The organism is Streptomyces sp. NBC_01717 (assembly GCF_036248255.1).
GTDB lineage: Bacteria > Actinomycetota > Actinomycetes > Streptomycetales > Streptomycetaceae > Streptomyces.
Genome location: NZ_CP109178.1, coordinates 4,706,045 through 4,723,442 on the forward strand (window position 1 = coordinate 4,706,045; position 17,398 = coordinate 4,723,442).

A 17,398-nucleotide genomic window follows, 5' to 3' on the forward strand; every position below is an offset into this window, starting at 1 on the left:
ACAGACGCCTGCGCACCGTCGCCGCGCTGTCGGTCGCCGCGACCTCCTGCAGTCTGCTCACGGCTGTGAGTACCACGACCGCCTCGGCGGCGACGACGTGCGCCTCGCCCGTCTTCAAGCGGCAGTTCTTCGCCAACACCACGTTCTCCGGAACGCCGAAGAAGACCGACTGCGACTCGGTGATCGACCAGAACTGGGGCACCGGCGCACCCGCCTCCGGTCTACCGACGAACAACTTCGGTGTCCGCTGGTCCCTGACCCGGGACTTCGGCTCCGGCGGCCCGTTCACCTTCACCGCGTCGGCCCTGGACGGCATCCGGGTCTACGTCGACGGCGTGCGCAAGGTCGACATCTGGAAGAACGTCTCCACCACGCAGAAGAAGACGGTCAACGTCACCGTCCCCAAGGGCAAACACTCCCTGCGCATCGACTTCGTCAACTGGACGGGCTCCGCCGACGTCAAGTTCGCCTACACACCGCGGACGTCGGCCACCGTCGACAAGGTCAAGCCGCTCGCCCCGGTCGGCGTGAAGGCGGTCCTCGACAACGCCACGGCCAACGCCAAGGTGACCTGGACGAAGAACAACGAGATGGACCTCGCGGGCTACCGGGTCTACCGCCGGCTCAAGGGCTCCAGCACCTTCACCCACGTCAAGACGACCACCGCGACCTCGTACGCGGGTCTCCCGCCCGAGGCCGGGAAGACGTACTACTACGAGGTCCGCGCCTACGACAAGGCCGGAAACGTCTCCACCGGCAGCACCGACCAGCCGGTGACCACCGTCGCCGTCACCGCTCCGGCGGGTCTCACCGCGCAGGGCACGGACGCCGCGATCGTGCTGTCCTGGCAGCCCGCCCCGGGTGCGGTCCGCTACAACCTGAAAAGCGACGACCAGAAGGTCCGCTCCGTCACCGCCACGTCCTTCAGCGACACCACGGTGAAGCGTTCCGAGAAGCGGACCTACCAGGTGGCCGCCGTGGATGGCGCCGGGCGCACCTCCGCGTACAGCTCCACCGTGACGGCCTACCGTCCGGTCGCGGCGCCGAAGGACATCGTCGCGACACCGGGGATCAGCAGGGTGACCTTCACCTGGACGACCGATCACGCCGTCGACGGCAATGTGTACGACTTCCACGTCTACCGCTCCGAGACGCTCCCGGTGGACACCTCGGCCGACCCGGTCCGCTGCACCACCAGCTGGAAGTCGCTCGGCGACGGGCGGCTCCAGTACACCTGCACCGACACCTCACCGGCCGGGGGTCGTTCGTACCACTACGTCTTCAAGGCGTACGACAACGCGGGCAAGGAGTCGCTGCCTTCCGCGACCGTCGGCGTCACCACTCTCGCGCAGGACACCACACCCCCCGCGGCGGTCACCGGGCTCGCCACCGAGGCGACCGAGTACGGCATCGAGCTGCACTGGAACGCCAACACCGAGCCCGACCTCAAGCGGTACGTGGTGTACGTCGGCGAGCTGATCGACAGCGATGACGAGCGGGTCTGCTACGGCGTCTCGTCCGTGTACCTCGGCGCGGGCACCACGTCCTACACGGATGAGCGGCTGCCCGACGGCGAGGAGCGGTGCTACTTCGTCGACGTCGAGGACACCTCCGGCAACTCCAGCTTCCGGGCGACTCACGACGCCGAGATCGCCGTCGTCACCGAGCGGGATCTGACACCGTCCGTCGAGACGCCGGCCAACGCGTCCCTCACGCTCACCGCGCTCAAGGGCGCCACCGGCACCTCGGTGGACCTGTCCTGGAACACGGTCGCGGACGCCGCGGGCTACCTGGTCGAACGCTGGAACCCGGCCACTGACGCCTACGAGCAGCTGACCACCGGACCCGTCACGGAGGTGTCGTACACGGACGCCACCGCTCCGGCCGGCACCACCCACTTCTACCGGGTGACGCCCGTGCTCGGAGACGGAACCGAGGCGGCACCCGCCGCGGCCTGGGTCATCCTGGCACCCGCCAAGTGACCTGACCCGGCAGCAGAAGCGGGCCTGCGCGGAGGAAACTCCGCGCAGGCCCGCTTTCTCATGTCTCACACAGCCGTCAGGCCCAGGTGATGAGCCTCTTGGGCTGTTCCAGGATCGCGGCGACGTCCGCCAGGACCTTGGAACCGAGCTCGCCGTCGACCAGACGGTGGTCGAACGACAGCGCCAGTGTGGTGACCTGACGGGGCTTCACCTTGCCCCTGTGGACCCACGGCTGCAGCTTGATCGCACCGACCGCAAGGATCGCGGACTCGCCCGGGTTCAGGATCGGCGTACCCGTGTCGACGCCGAAGACGCCGACGTTGGTGATCGTCACCGTGCCGCCCGCCATGGCGGCGGGGGACGTCTTGCCCTCGCGCGCCGTGGTGACCAGCTCGCCCAGCGCCGCGGCGAGCTGGGGCAGGGTCTTGTCGTGCGCGTCCTTGATGTTCGGCACGATCAGACCGCGCGGGGTGGCGGCCGCGATGCCCAGGTTCACATAGTGCTTGTGCACGATCTCCTGGTTGGCCTCGTCCCAGGCGGCGTTGACCTCGGGGTTCCGCTTGATCGCGACCAGAAGCGCCTTGGCAATGATCAGGAGCGGATTGACCCGGACCCCCGCCATGTCCTTGTCTTCCTTGAGCTCCGCCACGAGCTTCATCGTGCGCGTGACGTCGACCGTGACGAACTCGGTGACATGCGGCGCCGTGAACGCGCTGCCGACCATCGCCTGCGCGATGGCCTTCCGTACGCCCTTGACCGGGATACGGGTCTCCCGGGCACCCGGGACGGGGGCTGCGGCAACGGGCACCGCAACAGCCTCGGGAGCCGCGGTCGGGGCGAGGGGTGCGGATGCCGGCGCCGGTACGGGCGCGGCCGCCGCGTGCACGTCCTCGCGGGTGATGATCCCGCCCGGACCGGTCGGGGTGACCGTCGCCAGATCGATGCCCAGGTCCTTCGCCAGCTTGCGCACCGGCGGCTTGGCCAGCGGCCGGCTCTCCGGGACAACGGTGGTGGCGGGGGCGGGGACGTCGGCGGCAACGGTGGTGTGACCGTTCAGCTCGCCCTGGATCGCGGCAGCCGCGGCAGCCGGCGGCTCGGTGCCCTTGCGGGCGCGCCGCTTGGTGGAGGACTCGGCCACGCCGTAGCCCACCAGCACGGGCTGGCGGCCCTTCGGTGCCTCCGGTTCCGGTTCGGCCACGGCCGGAGCCACCGGCTCCGCCGCCGCTTCGCCGCCGCCCGGCACCACGTCCACCGCGATGATCACCTGGCCGACGTCGACGGTCGTGCCCTCGGGGAAGCGCAGCTCGTGCACCACCCCGTCGAACGGGATCGGCAGCTCCACGGCCGCCTTGGCGGTCTCGACCTCGCACACGACCTGGCCGTCGGTGACGGTGTCGCCCGGCTGGACGTACCACTTGAGGATCTCGGCCTCGGTCAGTCCCTCGCCCACATCGGGCATCTTGAACTCACGGAAGCGAGCAGACGTTTCGGTCATCGTCGTCACGAACCTTCTCCTCAGTACGCCAGCGAGCGGTCGACGGCGTCGAGCACGCGGTCCAGGCCCGGCAGGTACTCGTCCTCGAGGCGCGCCGGCGGATACGGGACGTGGTAGCCACCGACCCGGAGCACCGGCGCTTCGAGATGGTAGAAGCAGCGCTCCGTGATGCGGGCGGCGATCTCGGCCCCGGAGCCGTAGAACACCGGCGCCTCGTGGACCACGACCAGCCGGCCGGTCTTCTCGACCGACGCCTGGACGGCGTCGAAGTCGATCGGGGACATCGACCGCAGGTCCAGGACCTCGATGGACTTGCCCTCCTCCTGGGCGGCCGCGGCCGCTTCGAGGCAGACCTTCACCATCGGGCCGTACGCGACGAGGGTGAGGTCCGAGCCCTCCCGTACCGTCGCGGCCTTGTGCAGCGGTCCGGGGATGAGGTCGGTCTCGACGTCGCCCTTGTCCCAGTAGCGCCGCTTCGGCTCGAAGAAGATGATCGGGTCGTCGCTCTGGACGGCCTGCTGCATCATCCAGTAGGCGTCCGAGGCATTGGACGGCGAGACCACCTTCAGCCCCGCGACATGCGCGAACAGGGCCTCGGGCGACTCGCTGTGGTGCTCGACGGCGCCGATGCCGCCGCCGTACGGGATCCGGACGACGACCGGCAGCTTGATCTTGCCGAGCGCGCGGGCGTGCATCTTCGCGAGCTGCGTGACGATCTGGTCGTACGCCGGGAAGACGAAGCCGTCGAACTGGATCTCCACGATCGGCCGGTAGCCGCGCAGGGCCAGACCGATCGCCGTGCCGACGATGCCGGACTCGGCGAGCGGGGTGTCGATGACCCGGTCCTCGCCGAAGTCCTTCTGGAGCCCGTCGGTGATCCGGAAGACTCCGCCCAGCTTGCCGACGTCCTCACCCATGATGAGGACCTTGGGGTCGGTGTCGAGGGCCTTGCGCAGCGACTCGTTGAGCGCCTTCGCGAGGGACATCTTCTGGGTGGCCATGACTAGTTGCCCTCCTCGGCGAACGAAGCCTGGTAGGCGGCGAACTGGGCGCGCTCCTCGTCGACGAGCGGGTTCCCGTCGGCGTAGGCGTGGTCGAAGATCGCCATCCGGTCCGGGTCGGGCATGGCCCGTACCGCTTCGCGGACCCGCTTGCCGAGGGCTTCGCTCTCCTCGTCCAGCGCGGTGAAGAACGCCGCGTCGGCGAGTTCCTGCTGCTCCAGGTACGTACGCAGCCGCAGGATCGGGTCCTTGGCCTCCCAGGAGGCGCGCTCCTCGTCCGCCCGGTACTTCGTCGGGTCGTCGGAGGTGGTGTGCGCGCCCATCCGGTAGGTGAACGCCTCGACGAGGGTGGGACCCTCGCCCCGGCGGGCCCGCTCCAGCGCCGACTTGGTGACGGCCAGGCAGGCCAGTACGTCGTTGCCGTCGACCCGGACGCCCGGGAAGCCGAAGCCCTGTGCGCGCTGGTAGAGCGGCACCCGGGTCTGCTTCTCGGTCGGCTCGGAGATCGCCCACTGGTTGTTCTGGCAGAAGAACACCACGGGCGCGTTGTAGACCGCGGAGAAGGTGAACGCCTCGGCGACGTCGCCCTGGCTGGAGGCGCCGTCACCGAAGTACGCGATCACGGCCGAGTCCGCGCCGTCCTTGGCGACGCCCATGGCGTAGCCGGTGGCGTGCAGGGTCTGCGAGCCGATGACGATCGTGTACAGGTGGAAGTTGTTGGTGTTCGGGTCCCAGCCGCCGTGGTTCACACCGCGGAACATCCCGAGCAGATTGGTCGGGTCGACCCCGCGGCACCAGGCGACGCCGTGCTCACGGTAGGTCGGGAAGACATAGTCGTCGTCGCGCAGCGCCCGGCCGGAGCCGATCTGGGCGGCCTCCTGGCCGAGCAGCGAGGCCCACAGGCCCAGCTCGCCCTGACGCTGCAGCGCGGTGGCCTCGGCGTCGAAGCGGCGGGTCAGGACCATGTCCCGGTACAGACCGCGCAGCTCGTCCGCGGTCAGGTCGATCGTGTAGTCCGGGTGCTCCACCCGCTCGCCCTCGGGCGTCAGCAGTTGTACGAGCTCGGGCTCGGAACTCTGTGGCGTCTTCGCGGCGCTGGTCCGCTTGCTGCTGCGTCGCGGTTTGCGCGCGGCAGTGCTCTCCACGGTCACGTGCGTGCTCCTCCGTCGGTCCGGCCCCCGGGGTCTGCCGGGAGACCAGTGCGGCTCGCCTGTGTCCGTACCCGTGCACGGGGTGGGTGCCGCTCGGCCGGGAACAGGCGTGACAGGTGCCCCGGCGAGCGTCCTGTCAAAGGCACGTTACCCAGTGCGTCGCACAACTGCGAAACCCTATCTGACCTGCGATTTTGCTTGGATTTCCAAGTAAATCGAAAAAGTCGGGAACTTTCGCTGGTCACAGCACTGGTAACAGCCTTGCAGGCCACCGGAACAACGGCACGTTATCCCGCCGTTCAGCGGCAGGGAAGAGGGGAGTGTGTGAGACTGCATTTGTGGGCGAAGAAGGAAAAATCACCGTATTTCTGCTGGACGATCATGAGGTCGTCCGCCGCGGAGTGCACGAATTGCTCGCGGTCGAGGACGACATCGAAGTCGTCGGCGAGGCGGGCACGGCGGCGGACGCGCTGCTCCGCATCCCCGCCACCCGGCCCGATGTGGCGGTGCTCGACGTGCGGCTGCCGGACGGCAGCGGGGTGGAGGTCTGCCGGGAGATCCGCTCCAAGGACGAGAGCATCAAATGCCTGATGCTGACCTCGTACGCCGACGACGAGGCCCTCTTCGACGCGATCATGGCGGGCGCGTCGGGATACGTGCTGAAGGCGATCCGCGGAAATGAGCTGCTGGCCGCGGTACGGGACGTGGCGGCCGGAAAGTCGCTGCTCGACCCTGTCGCGACCGCGCGCGTGCTGGAGCGGCTGCGCGAGGGCAAGGAGGCCCGGGGCGACGACAAGCTGTCCGCCCTGACCGACCAGGAACGCCGCATCCTCGATCTGATCGGCGAGGGCCTGACGAACCGGGTGATCGGCGAACGGCTGCATCTCGCCGAGAAGACGATCAAGAATTATGTCTCCAGCCTCCTGTCCAAGCTGGGCATGGAGCGGCGCTCGCAGGCCGCCGCCTATGTGGCGCGGCTGCAGGCGGAGCGGCGCTGAGCCGCGCGGGCGGGGCTTCGCGGAGGGGTTTGGCGGGTTTCGGGACCTTGGTCCCCGATCACCGGGGCCCGCGGCCTCTTTCTGCACCCGTCGAGGTACCCGAAAGTGGACCCATGTCCTCTGCGGAACCCCGAACGATGGAAGCCCAAGTGATGGAAGTCCGAGCGATCGAGCTGATCCGCCGGGTGCGGTACGGCCGGCTGGCGACCACCCGTCGGGCTCTCCCGTTCCTGGCGGTGGCCCGCCATCTCGTGATCGACGGGCGTGTGGTCCTGCGGATGCACAGCGGTCTCGGGCACCACGAGTCGTGCGACGGCACCGTCGTCGCGTACGGGGTGGACAACTTCGACGCGGCCGCCACCGGCGAGGGCGGCGGCGAGGACAGTGGCGCCCTGTGGTCGGTGCAGTTCACCGGACCCGCCGAGGTCGTGCACCCCACGGAGGAACAGCGCACGCTCTTCGGTGCGGCGCCGCTGCAGGTCAACGGCGAACCCTTCGAGCCGGTCTATCTCCGCCTCGACCCGCACTTCGTCACCATGCACACTCTGGACTTCCACGCAACTCAACCGAGCCACCACACAGCGTGATCTAACATTTGGTGAGTGCCGCGCTCATCTGTAACCCTCCCGCCTGTTCCGCCGGTCGGCGAGGTGCTGCGCCGCTATCCGAACGCCGGTGAGCCCCTCACCTGCAAGCCCATCACCCTGGGCCTCCTCAACCACGGCTACCGCGTCTCCACCACCCGCGGCTCGTACTTCCTCAAGCACCACCTCGACGACTCCACCGGCGACCGCGCGACGATCGTCCGCCAGCACCGCGCCACCCAGCGGCTGCAGTCACTCGGGGTGCCCGTGGCCCCGCCCGTCGAGGACACGGAGGGCGACACGGTCACGGAGATCGGCGGCCGGTGCTACGCCCTGCACCCCTGGGTCGACGGACTGCACCGGGTGGGCGCCCAGCTGACCACCGCCCAGTCGCAGCGGCTCGGGGCGCTACTCGGAGCCGTACACACCGGGCTCGCGCAGGTGATGGAGAGGGGGGTGGCCCAGGCGCGCGGACATGCCGGCCCGAACGCCGCCGACACGTTCGCCCTGATCGACGATCTGCTGGCCGCGGCGCGCGGCCGGCGCCCCCGGGACGCCTTCGACGAGCTCGCCGAACACCGCCTCGTCGAGCGGCGCGCCCTGCTGGAGCAGTACGCCGACCATCGGCCGCCCACCCCCGACATCCCGGCGACCGGCTGGGTGCACGGCGACTTCCACCCGCTGAACGTGCTGTACCGGGACGCGGACCCGGTGGCGATCATCGACTGGGACCGGCTGGGGGTGCAGCCGCGCGCCGAGGAGGCGGTACGGGCGGCGGCGATCTTCTTCGTACAGCCGACCGGGAAGCTGGAACTGGAGAAGGTCCGGGCGTACGCGCGGGCCTACCGGCGGGCGGCCGGAGCGAGCGCCGCCGAACTCGCCGCCGCGGTGCACCGGGTGTGGTGGGAGCGGCTCAACGACTTCTGGATACTGCACTGGCGGTACCGCCTGCACGACCGAAGGGCCGACCCGCAGTTTCCTGCGGTGTCGGCCCTGGCGGTCTGGTGGACGCGGGAGTACGAGGCGGTGCGCGAGGCCTTCACGGAGTGAGGGCCCGGCGCATCAGGGAGTGGCGCCCGCGGCGGTTCCGGCGGTGCCGTCGGCACCGGTGGTGGTCCCGCCGTCGGTGGTCGTGCCACCGTCGGTGGTGGTCCCGCCGTCGGTGGTCGTACCCCCGTCGGTGGTCGTGCCACCGTCCGTACCGGTGCCGCCGTCCGTGCTCGTGCCGCCGTCGGTCGTCGTGCCGCCGGTGGTGCCGGTGTCCGGCGGGGAGGCCGTCTCGGACGGGGCCTCGGACGGTTTGCTGGGCGTGGTGGACGGCGTGGTGGACGGCTCCCAGCTCGGCTGCTGCTCGCCACCGGTGGTTTCGTCCTGCGGCGGGACCACCTTCGTGTCCTCGTCGCTGGGCGCCTCCGAACTCTTCGTCGGCGCCGGGGTGCTGGAGGTCGTGGTCGGCGTCTTTCTGTGGTTGTTGTCGCCGGTGTTCGCCGCGTTGACCGCGATGGCGACACCGGCTCCGATCGCGATCAGCGCGAGGACGACGAACAGCCAGAGCTTGCCGCGGCCGCCGCCGCCCCCGTGACCGCCGTCGTATCCGCCGTCGTCCGGGTTCATCGGCGGCAGGATCGGGCCCTGCGAGGTGTCGCCGTGCTGCGGGTGCCCCATCGCCATCGTGCCGCCCGCCATGCCCATGGCAGGGGTGTGGCCGCCCTCGTGCATGGCGACCGGGCCGGTGTTCCAGGTGCCCGTGTGACCGCCCTGCACCTGAAGCATCTGCAGGCTGTACTGGACCAGCCCGCGCATCTCCTCGGCGCTCTGGAACCGGTCGTCCGGGTCCTTCGCGAGCGAACGCATGACGAGCCCGTCCAGCTCCGGCGGCACCACGTCCGCGACCTCGGACGGCGGGACCGGGATGTCCTGGACGTGCTGGTAGACGACGGAGAGCGGCGTCTCACCCGTGAACGGGGGCCGCAGCGCGAGGAGTTCGTACAGCAGACAGCCGGTGGCGTACAGATCGGAGCGGTGGTCGACGGCCTTGCCGAGCGCCTGCTCGGGGGAGAGGTACTGCGGCGTGCCCATGACCATGCCGGTCTGGGTCATGGTCGACTGCGCGCCGTGCAGCGCACGGGCGATGCCGAAGTCCATCACCTTGACCGCACCGGAGTGCGTGATGATCACGTTCGCCGGCTTGATGTCGCGGTGCACGATGCCGTGCTGATGCGAGTAGGCGAGGGCCTCCAGCACACCCGAGACGATGATCAGCGCCTGCTCCGGCGGCGGGGCCTCGGCATTGAGCAGCAGATCACGGATGGTGCGGCCCTCGACGAGCTCCATCACGATGTACGGGACGGTCTGACCGCCCACGACGTCCTCGCCGGAGTCGTACACCGCGACGATCGCGTGGTGGTTGAGGCCCGCGACCGACTGTGCCTCACGTGTGAACCGGGCCTTGGAGACCGGGTCCTCGGCGAGATCGGAACGGAGGAGCTTCACGGCGACCGTACGTCCGAGCCGGACGTCCTCGGCCGCGAACACCTCGGCCATGCCGCCCCGGCCGAGCCGGTGCGTCATCCGGTAACGTCCGTCACCGACCACACCGCCGATGCCCCAGGAGTCGGCCGCATCCGAAACTCCGCCGCCGTTTGCTTCGGGTTCGGGTGCCATCAGTCCTCGCCGTCGTATCTGTCCGCGCGTCCGCGCGTTCTCACGGTGTCTTGCATGCCTTGCTGCATTGCCACGTCACGCTACAGCCTCTGCCGGACACCCCGTTTCGAGAGGGACGGGCCATCCAACCGGCTGCCGCACCGCTCACGCAAATTCCATGCGGTTCCTGTAACGCTTCCGAGACGCTTCCTGTGCTTAGGGTCACGGAACGGGCACCCGGCTTGACGTGTCGTACCCCTCGGGCAGACTTGGCGCGTAATAGGGATCTTCGCGTGAGACGCGCGCCGAGGGGGAGCAAGTCATGAGCCAGGACGGCGCACACGGTGCCCAGGGTCGCTACGCGGGCGGTTCGGTCGCCGGCGGCCGTTACCAGCTCCGCGACCTGCTCGGCGAAGGCGGAATGGCGTCCGTATATCTGGCGTACGACTCCGCGCTCGACCGCCAGGTGGCGATCAAGACGCTGCACACGGAGCTGGGGCGCGAGCAGTCGTTCCGTGAGCGGTTCCGGCGCGAGGCGCAGGCTGTTGCCAAGCTGCAGCACACCAACATCGTCTCGGTCTTCGACACCGGCGAGGACGAGCTCGGCGGCGCGCTGATGCCGTACATCGTCATGGAGTACGTGGAAGGTGAGCCGCTCGGCTCCGTACTCCAGGCGGACATCCGTAACTACGGTGCGATGCCGGCCGAAAAGGCGCTCAAGGTGACCGGCGACGTGCTGGCCGCGCTGGACACCAGCCACGAAATGGGCCTGGTCCACCGCGACATCAAGCCCGGCAACGTCATGGTGACCAAGCGCGGTGTCGTGAAGGTCATGGACTTCGGCATCGCCCGCGCCATGCAGTCCGGCGTCACATCGATGACGCAGACCGGCATGGTCGTCGGCACTCCCCAGTACCTCTCTCCCGAACAGGCCCTCGGCCGTGGCGTGGACGCGCGCTCCGACCTGTACTCGGTCGGCATCATGCTGTTCCAGCTGCTGACCGGCCGGATCCCGTTCGACGCGGACTCCCCGCTCGCCATCGCGTACGCGCACGTCCAGGAGGAGCCGGTCGCGCCGTCCTCCATCAACCGGTCGATCACCCCGGCGATGGACGCGCTGGTGGCCCGCGCGCTGAAGAAGAATCCGAACGAGCGCTTCCCCAGCGCGGCGGCGATGCAGGACGAGATCACACGCGTGCTGAACGCGGGCGGCCGGACGGGCGCCCCGGTGATCGTCGGCGGCGGCGCTCCGGCGAACAGTGGCTCGGGCGTCGGCTCGGCGGTCTTCCCGCCGGTCGACCAGTCCGCACCGGCGCCGCAGAACGTGCAGATGCCGTACCAGCCGCAGCAGTACCAGCAGCAGGCCGGCCCGTACGGGCCGCCGACACCGACCCCTGCCCCATCGCCGTCGTACGGCTACCCGCAGGCGAACCCGGCGTACGGGACCCCGGCTCCGATGCAGCAGCATCAGTACCGGACGCCGGCGCCGTACGACATCACCCCGCATCCGGTGGGTGGTGGCGGTTCCGGCAGCGGTGGTGGCAGCAAGCGGAACATGCCCGTGATCGTGGGCTCGATCGTGGTCGCACTGATCGCGATCGGCGGGCTGATCACGGTGCTGTCGCTGAGGGACGACCCGGGCTCGGACTCGGGCAACGGCGGCGACCCGACCAGCTCGGCGGTGGCCGGCGAGCACAAGGATCCGGAGCGGAACCGGACGATGAAGACCGAGGACTGCACGGACGCCATGGAGGACAGCGACGACCCGAACAAGGTCGACGCGCCGAGCTTCCTGTACAAGGACATCGTCTCCGCGAAGGAATGCGCCCTGGCCGCGGGCTGGACGATCAAGACGATCGAGGTCGCCGGGAACACCTATGCCGAGGACCAGGTCATCGACCAGTTCCCCTCTTCGGGTACCGCCGTCCCCGAGAAGGGCGCCCACTTCGAGCTGCGCATCTCCACGGGCGACCCGGCCTGAGCAAGCCGGTAGCGCTGTTCGGCGGTAGCCCGTTCAGCGGTACCACCGCTCGGCGGCAGCGCTGTTCGTACGGAAGTGACGGCCCGGCACGCGTGAGGTGTGCCGGGCCGGTTCGCCTCCCGATCCACCGGATGCCGGACATATCGGCTCATGTGACGCTGGCCTCATGGCTTCAGGACTCCTCCCCCCATGGGCTTCGAGGTGCCTGGCCTGCCTGGTGATAGCGACGGGGGCGGCGCTAGGGCCGGTGCAGGGTCAGGCGCGCGCGGATCAGCGCGAAACCGGCTGGACGCCGGGGTCGGCACGCAGGCCGACCAGCCCTTCGGCAGCTGCTCCGGCGGCCCCCGAGACCCCCACGACTCCCCCCTCCTCTCCGTCCACCGGGTCGTCCGCCGACTCCCCGGCCGAGCCGGCCGCCGCTCCCCCGGCCGATCCGCCCGCCGCCCCTTCGGCCGATACGCCCATAGCCCCACCGGCCGAGCGGCCCATCGCTCCTTCGGCCGAACCGCCGTCGAAACCTCCTGCTCCGGCGACTGCGACCCCGTCCGACAGCGCCCCGGCCACCCCCTCCGCCTCGGCTTCGCCGTCCCATTCCGACCCACCGTCGCCCTCGCCCTCCGTTTCCGACTCCCCCTTCCCCTCCCCCTCGCCCTCGCTCTCCCCCTCGCCCTCGCTCTCGCCGTCCGCTTCCGACCGGCCCTCACCCTCGTCATCCACCCGACGGCGCGCGCGCCTCAAGGCGCAGCCCCCGCTCGCCGGGCGAGAGGCCGGGGAAGGCCGGCTCCGGCCCGGTCGGCCGTTCTCCCCTCGGGAGCTCGCGAAACGGGACGACTCTTTCGAACAGTCCGACCAGCTGCCCGCCGCGACGGCCCCGGCGGCACTGCCCTCGACGACGATCACGGCGACAACCACGGTCAGCGGTTCCCCGGTGCCGGGTCGGTTCGCGCCACAGGGCCTCGAACAGCCCGCCGCGCGGCAGGTGCAGCTGGTGTCACTGGGCACCGGAATCGCCCTGATAGGGCTGGGTCTGGGCTTCCTCGGGCTCCGATTGCGCCGTACGAACTGAAGGACTCAGGGGCTTGCACCGATCGGCATACTCGGTATACATACTGAGTATGTCGATCCGCCATGGGCTCCTGGCCCTCCTGGAGCGCGGGCCTCGCTACGGCTCCCAGCTCCGCACCGAATTCGAGTCGCGCACCGGCTCCACCTGGCCCCTGAACGTCGGCCAGGTGTACACCACGCTCAGCAGGCTGGAACGCGACGGCCTGGTCGTCCAGGACGGCGAGGACGATCAGGGCCACGCCCTCTACTCGATCACCGACGCCGGCCGCACCGAACTGCGGAACTGGTTCGAGACGCCCGTCGACCGCAGCAACCCGCCCCGCGACGAGCTGGCGATCAAGCTCGCCATGGCGGTCGGTGCGCCCGGCGTCGACATCCGGGCCGTCATCCAGTCCCAGCGCCACCACACCGTGAGAGCGATGCAGGACTACACCCGGCTGAAGGCGCAGGCGCTCGCCGACGTCCCGGGCAACCGCGACGAGGTGGCCTGGCTGCTCGTACTGGAACAGCTGATCTTCCAGGCCGAGGCCGAGGCCCGCTGGCTGGACCACTGCGAGTCGCGGCTGGTCCGTCTCGCCGAGGCCGCCGCCACGGATCCGGAACCAGAGGCACGTACGGCCAACCACACCCAGGCGCGCACGCCTGCCCGCCCGCGTACCCGGCGCTGACCACCCGCGTACGAGGCACCGGCCGGCCTCGATCGCGGCGCTGCCCGCCCGCATGCGCGGCGTCGACCGCCTTCCGCCGCGTCGCAGGCCGCCCACGTACGCGGACTCGACCACAGACCATTCCCGAGGGGGAACTACTCACCATGTCCTCGCACGACCCGTCCGCAACCCCGTCACCCCGGCTGTCCGCCGCGCCCCTGCCGGTCGACGCTCCCGTGCTCGAACTCCGCGCCCTCACACGTACCCACGGAACCGGCATCGCCGAGGTGCACGCCCTGCGCGGCATCAATCTCTCGGTGCACACCGGTGAACTCGTCGCCGTGATGGGCCCGTCCGGCTCCGGCAAGTCCACCCTGCTCACCCTGGCCGGTGGTCTCGACACCGCGACCGGCGGCCAAGTGATCATCGAGGGTCAGGACATCTCCACCCTCGGCCGCAAGGGCGTCGCGGCCCTGCGCCGGCGCAGCGTCGGCTATGTCTTCCAGGACTACAACCTGATCCCGGCGCTGACCGCCGCCGAGAACATCGCCCTGCCTCGCGAGCTCGACGGGGTCTCCGTCCGCAAGGCGCGCAAGGAGGCGCGGGCCGCGCTGGAGGAGATGAACCTCCTGCAGATCGCCGACCGGTTCCCCGACGAGATGTCCGGCGGTCAGCAGCAGCGGGTCGCGATCGCCCGCGCGCTGGTGGGGGACCGGCGCCTGGTGCTCGCCGACGAACCGACCGGAGCGCTCGACTCCGAGACCGGTGAGGCCGTCCTCGCCCTGCTGCGCAACCGGTGCGACCAAGGTGCGGCCGGGGTGATGGTGACGCATGAGCCGCGTTACGCCGCCTGGGCGGACCGGGTCGTGTTCCTCCGGGACGGCTCGATCGTCGACCAGACACTGACCGCCGGTGCCGACTCGCTGCTCGCCGCCGAGGGCGCCAAGTGAGCGTGTTCACGGGCTGGCGTGCCGCCCTCAGGATCGCCCGGCGCGACGCGATGCGGGCCAAGGGCCGCAGTGCACTGGTCGTCGCGATGATCGCGCTGCCGGTGCTCGGGGTGACGGCCGCCGATGTGACGTACCGCAGCGTGGAGCCGACCCGGGTCGAAAAGCTGACGGCCTCGATGGGCTCCGCGGACGCGCTGTTCAGCGACCCGGGGATGGGGGCGGGTGCGATCCAGCAGATGCCCGACGGGCAGTCGTACAGCCCTGCTTCGGAGGACAGCGCGAGGCCGGGCGACGAACCCGTTCCGCCGATCGACATAAGAGCCGCACTCCCCGAAGGCGCGCACGCGATCAGCCTTCAGTCCGTCCCTGCCACCGTCACCACCAAGTACGGCATCACCACCGCCGACGTCGTCGAGTTCCGGACGTCGGCCCCGATGGCCCGCGGCAAGGTCGCCCTCGTGCGGGGCGCCTTCCCGCACGGCGACGGCGAGATGGCTGCCACCGAGGCCTTCCTGACCAAGTCGGGGCTGCACGTCGGTTCGCGCACCACTCTGCACGGCGCCGAGCGCACGTACACCATCACCGGTGTCGTCGAACAGCCCGACGACCTCAAGTCCGCGGCGCTGTACGCCGAGCCGGGGGCGGTCATCGCCCCGTGGGCGAACACGGCCGAGCACGACAAGAAGGTGCTGCCGCCGAACGCCGACTCCAAGAAGTGGCTGGTCAAGGGAGCCGAGGGGGCCGGCGTGAGCTGGTCCGACGTGCTCGCCGCCAACGCGCGTGGCGTCCTCGTCGTGTCCCGGCAGGTGGTCCTGGACCCGCCGCCGGACTCCGAGGTCCCGATGGCCCGGTCCATGAGCGGCAGCTCGTACGGCGGCTCCGAGGAGCTCAGCGCGGCGCTGATCACCGTGGTCGCCATGGCCGTCCTGGAGCTCGTGCTGCTCGCCGGACCGGCCTTCGCGGTCGGCGCCCGCCGCTCCCGCCGCCAACTCGGCCTCGTCGGTACGTGCGGTGGCGACCGGCGCCATGTCCGGGCCGTGGTGCTCTCCGGTGGGCTGGTGCTCGGCGGCGTCGGTGCCGTGGCCGGTGTCGCGGCCGGATTCGCGCTCACGGCGGTGTTCCGCCCGGTGATCGAGGGCTGGGCCGGAAACCGCTTCGGATCGCTGGCCGTCCACCCGTCGGAGCTGCTGATCATTGCCGTGATCGGCCTGGTCACCGGTCTGCTGGCAGCGCTCGTACCCGCGATCGTGGCGAGCCGGCAATCCGTGCTGGAGTCGCTCAGCGGCCGCCGCGGCATCCGCCGCAGCTCCCGGGTACTGCCGGTGCTGGGCTCCATCATCCTGCTGATCGGCATCGCGGTCGCGGTCTACGGCGGCACCAGCGGCAACTCGACACTGGTCGCCGGCGGGTCGGTCGTCGCCGAACTCGGCCTGCTCGGCTGCATCCCGGTGATCGTCGGCTTCCTCGGACGGCTCGGCCGCAGGCTGCCGCTTTCCCCGCGGATGGCGTTGCGCGACGCGGCCCGCAACCGGGGGCGTACGGCCCCCGCGGTCGCGGCCGTGATGGCAGCCGTCGCGGGTTCGGTGGCCATCGCCACCTACATGTCCAGCGGCCAGGCCGAGTCGGAGTTCGAATACACCGCGAACCTCACCCCGGGCACGGTCGCGCTCGTCGCCTTCGACGGCAAGGCGGCCGACCGGCTCCCGCTCGCCCGCGCCGCCGTCGAACGCAACCTCGCCGTCACCGGCGGACACGCCGACGTCGGCCGGGTCTGGGCGGGCAGCGACTGCAACGTCTACTACGAGGAGGAGGACGGCTGCGGCTCGGTCGAGCTGATCAAGCCCGCCGGCAAGGGCCACTCCTGCCCGCTCGTCGGCAAGGGCGCCAAGAAACTCGCCGCGAGCCTCTCCGCCGAAGAGCACAAAAGGCTGATGCGGTCCCCCGCCTGCCTGGACGAGCTCATGTACGCGAGCCCGTTCATCGGCATGGCGGACGGCGTCGTCCTGGGCGACGCCAAGTTCCTCTCCACCTATGTGAAGCTCCAGGACCCCGCGGCCGCCAACGCCCTGGAGGCCGGCACACCCGTGCTGCTCAACCCGGCGTACGCGAAGAACGGCGAGGTCACCCTCAAGGCCGTCCACAGGTACAGCGACCGCGACAAGAAGAACCGCAAGCTGCACCCGGGCAAGGCCGAAACCCGCACCGACCGGCTGAAGGTGTATCAGGCACCCGAGCAGTACGCCACCACACCCGGGGTCCGCATGATCCTGCCCCTGCAGACAGCGGAACGGCTCGGTCTGCACACCGAGATGAACGGCAGTGTCTACGCGGTCGCCCATGAGCCGACGGACAGCGAGGACCAACGGGTCTCGGCGGCGGTCGAAGTGGCCGGCGGCGGGATCTATCTCCAGTCGGAGACGGGTCCGTCCGGGCGGCAGGACACGATCCTGCTGTTCCTCTCCCTGTTCGCCGGTGTGGTGACCCTGGGCGCGGCCGCGATCGCGACCGGTCTCGCCAAGGCCGACGCGGAGGCGGACCTCACCACGCTCAGCGCGGTGGGCGCACCCCCACGCGTACGGCGCACCCTCTCCGGTTTCCAGTGCCTGGTCGTCGCGCTCACCGGCGTCCTGCTCGGCACGGCAGCCGGTCTGGTGCCCGCGGTGGCGCTCCGGCTCATCGATCTGCGTGAGGCCGTGAAGAACATGCGGGCGCAGCCGATGGAATCCGCCTACACCCCGATCGTGCTGCCGTGGACGACCATCGGGTTGCTGGCCGTGGTGGTGCCGTTGCTGGCCGGGCTGGGTGCGGCGGCGTTCACCCGCTCACGGCAGACCGTGGCGCGCCGGGCCGGGTGACGCGCGGCCGGACACCGCGGTCGAAGGCTGATTGCGGGGCTGACCG

13 protein-coding genes are annotated in these 17,398 nt (G+C 70.3%); 8 read left to right on the forward strand and 5 right to left on the reverse strand.

Annotated features, from left to right (window positions below; translation table 11 throughout):
* Nucleotides 1-65: 65 nt before the first annotated feature.
* Complete coding sequence (locus OHB49_RS21295; protein WP_329162217.1) at nucleotides 66-1,982, forward strand: fibronectin type III domain-containing protein; 1,917 nt, start codon at nucleotides 66-68, stop codon at nucleotides 1,980-1,982.
* 76 nt (nucleotides 1,983-2,058) lie between these two features.
* Here OHB49_RS21295 and OHB49_RS21300 read toward each other — a convergent pair whose 3' ends face one another.
* From OHB49_RS21300 to pdhA, 3 genes are read right to left on the reverse strand one after another with little or no spacing between them, the layout of a single operon-like run.
* Nucleotides 2,059-3,486, reverse strand: coding sequence for a dihydrolipoamide acetyltransferase family protein (locus OHB49_RS21300; RefSeq protein ID WP_329162219.1), 1,428 nt, complete (start codon nucleotides 3,484-3,486; stop codon nucleotides 2,059-2,061).
* 11 nt (nucleotides 3,487-3,497) lie between these two features.
* Entirely contained in the window at nucleotides 3,498-4,478 is a 981-nt protein-coding gene (locus OHB49_RS21305; RefSeq protein ID WP_329162222.1) for an alpha-ketoacid dehydrogenase subunit beta, read from the reverse strand.
* Between the two features lie 2 nt (nucleotides 4,479-4,480).
* Complete coding sequence (gene pdhA / locus OHB49_RS21310) at nucleotides 4,481-5,629, reverse strand: pyruvate dehydrogenase (acetyl-transferring) E1 component subunit alpha (protein WP_329162224.1); 1,149 nt, start codon at nucleotides 5,627-5,629, stop codon at nucleotides 4,481-4,483.
* Between the two features lie 338 nt (nucleotides 5,630-5,967).
* Between pdhA and OHB49_RS21315 the strand changes: the two genes are divergently transcribed.
* The 3 genes from OHB49_RS21315 (at nucleotide 5,968) to OHB49_RS21325 (ending at nucleotide 8,261) form a co-directional block, all read left to right on the forward strand.
* The gene (locus tag OHB49_RS21315; RefSeq protein WP_329162226.1) at nucleotides 5,968-6,627 is read left to right on the forward strand and encodes a response regulator transcription factor; all 660 of its coding nucleotides are present in this window, start codon (nucleotides 5,968-5,970) and stop codon (nucleotides 6,625-6,627) included.
* 113 nt (nucleotides 6,628-6,740) lie between these two features.
* The gene (locus OHB49_RS21320; RefSeq protein WP_392752617.1) at nucleotides 6,741-7,214 is read left to right on the forward strand and encodes a pyridoxamine 5'-phosphate oxidase family protein; all 474 of its coding nucleotides are present in this window, start codon (nucleotides 6,741-6,743) and stop codon (nucleotides 7,212-7,214) included.
* Nucleotides 7,215-7,277: 63 nt separating this feature from the next.
* A complete protein-coding gene (locus OHB49_RS21325; protein ID WP_329166571.1) occupies nucleotides 7,278-8,261 on the forward strand; it encodes a phosphotransferase in 984 nt (327 codons plus the stop codon).
* Between the two features lie 12 nt (nucleotides 8,262-8,273).
* Here OHB49_RS21325 and OHB49_RS21330 read toward each other — a convergent pair whose 3' ends face one another.
* A complete protein-coding gene (locus OHB49_RS21330; protein WP_329162229.1) occupies nucleotides 8,274-9,875 on the reverse strand; it encodes a protein kinase domain-containing protein in 1,602 nt (533 codons plus the stop codon).
* A gap of 301 nt (nucleotides 9,876-10,176) precedes the next feature.
* Here OHB49_RS21330 and OHB49_RS21335 point away from each other — a divergent pair, with 301 nt between their 5' ends.
* Nucleotides 10,177-11,835, forward strand: a complete 1,659-nt coding sequence (locus OHB49_RS21335; protein ID WP_329162231.1) for a protein kinase domain-containing protein — start codon at nucleotides 10,177-10,179, stop codon at nucleotides 11,833-11,835.
* Between the two features lie 270 nt (nucleotides 11,836-12,105).
* Here the strand turns inward: OHB49_RS21335 and OHB49_RS21340 are convergent, their stop codons facing one another.
* On the reverse strand, nucleotides 12,106-12,552 hold the full coding sequence (locus OHB49_RS21340; RefSeq protein WP_329162233.1) for a hypothetical protein: 447 nt from the start codon (nucleotides 12,550-12,552) through the stop codon (nucleotides 12,106-12,108).
* A gap of 398 nt (nucleotides 12,553-12,950) precedes the next feature.
* Between OHB49_RS21340 and OHB49_RS21345 the strand changes: the two genes are divergently transcribed.
* The 3 genes from OHB49_RS21345 to OHB49_RS21355 all read left to right on the forward strand — a co-directional run bounded on the left by OHB49_RS21345 (nucleotide 12,951) and on the right by OHB49_RS21355 (nucleotide 17,352).
* The gene (locus tag OHB49_RS21345; RefSeq protein ID WP_329162235.1) at nucleotides 12,951-13,568 is read left to right on the forward strand and encodes a PadR family transcriptional regulator; all 618 of its coding nucleotides are present in this window, start codon (nucleotides 12,951-12,953) and stop codon (nucleotides 13,566-13,568) included.
* Nucleotides 13,569-13,711: 143 nt separating this feature from the next.
* Nucleotides 13,712-14,497, forward strand: a complete 786-nt coding sequence (locus tag OHB49_RS21350; protein ID WP_030972510.1) for an ABC transporter ATP-binding protein — start codon at nucleotides 13,712-13,714, stop codon at nucleotides 14,495-14,497.
* On the forward strand, nucleotides 14,494-17,352 hold the full coding sequence (locus OHB49_RS21355; protein WP_329162237.1) for an FtsX-like permease family protein: 2,859 nt from the start codon (nucleotides 14,494-14,496) through the stop codon (nucleotides 17,350-17,352). Before OHB49_RS21350 ends, OHB49_RS21355 begins: the two co-directional genes overlap by 4 nt.
* The last annotated feature ends 46 nt before the right edge of the window (nucleotides 17,353-17,398 follow it).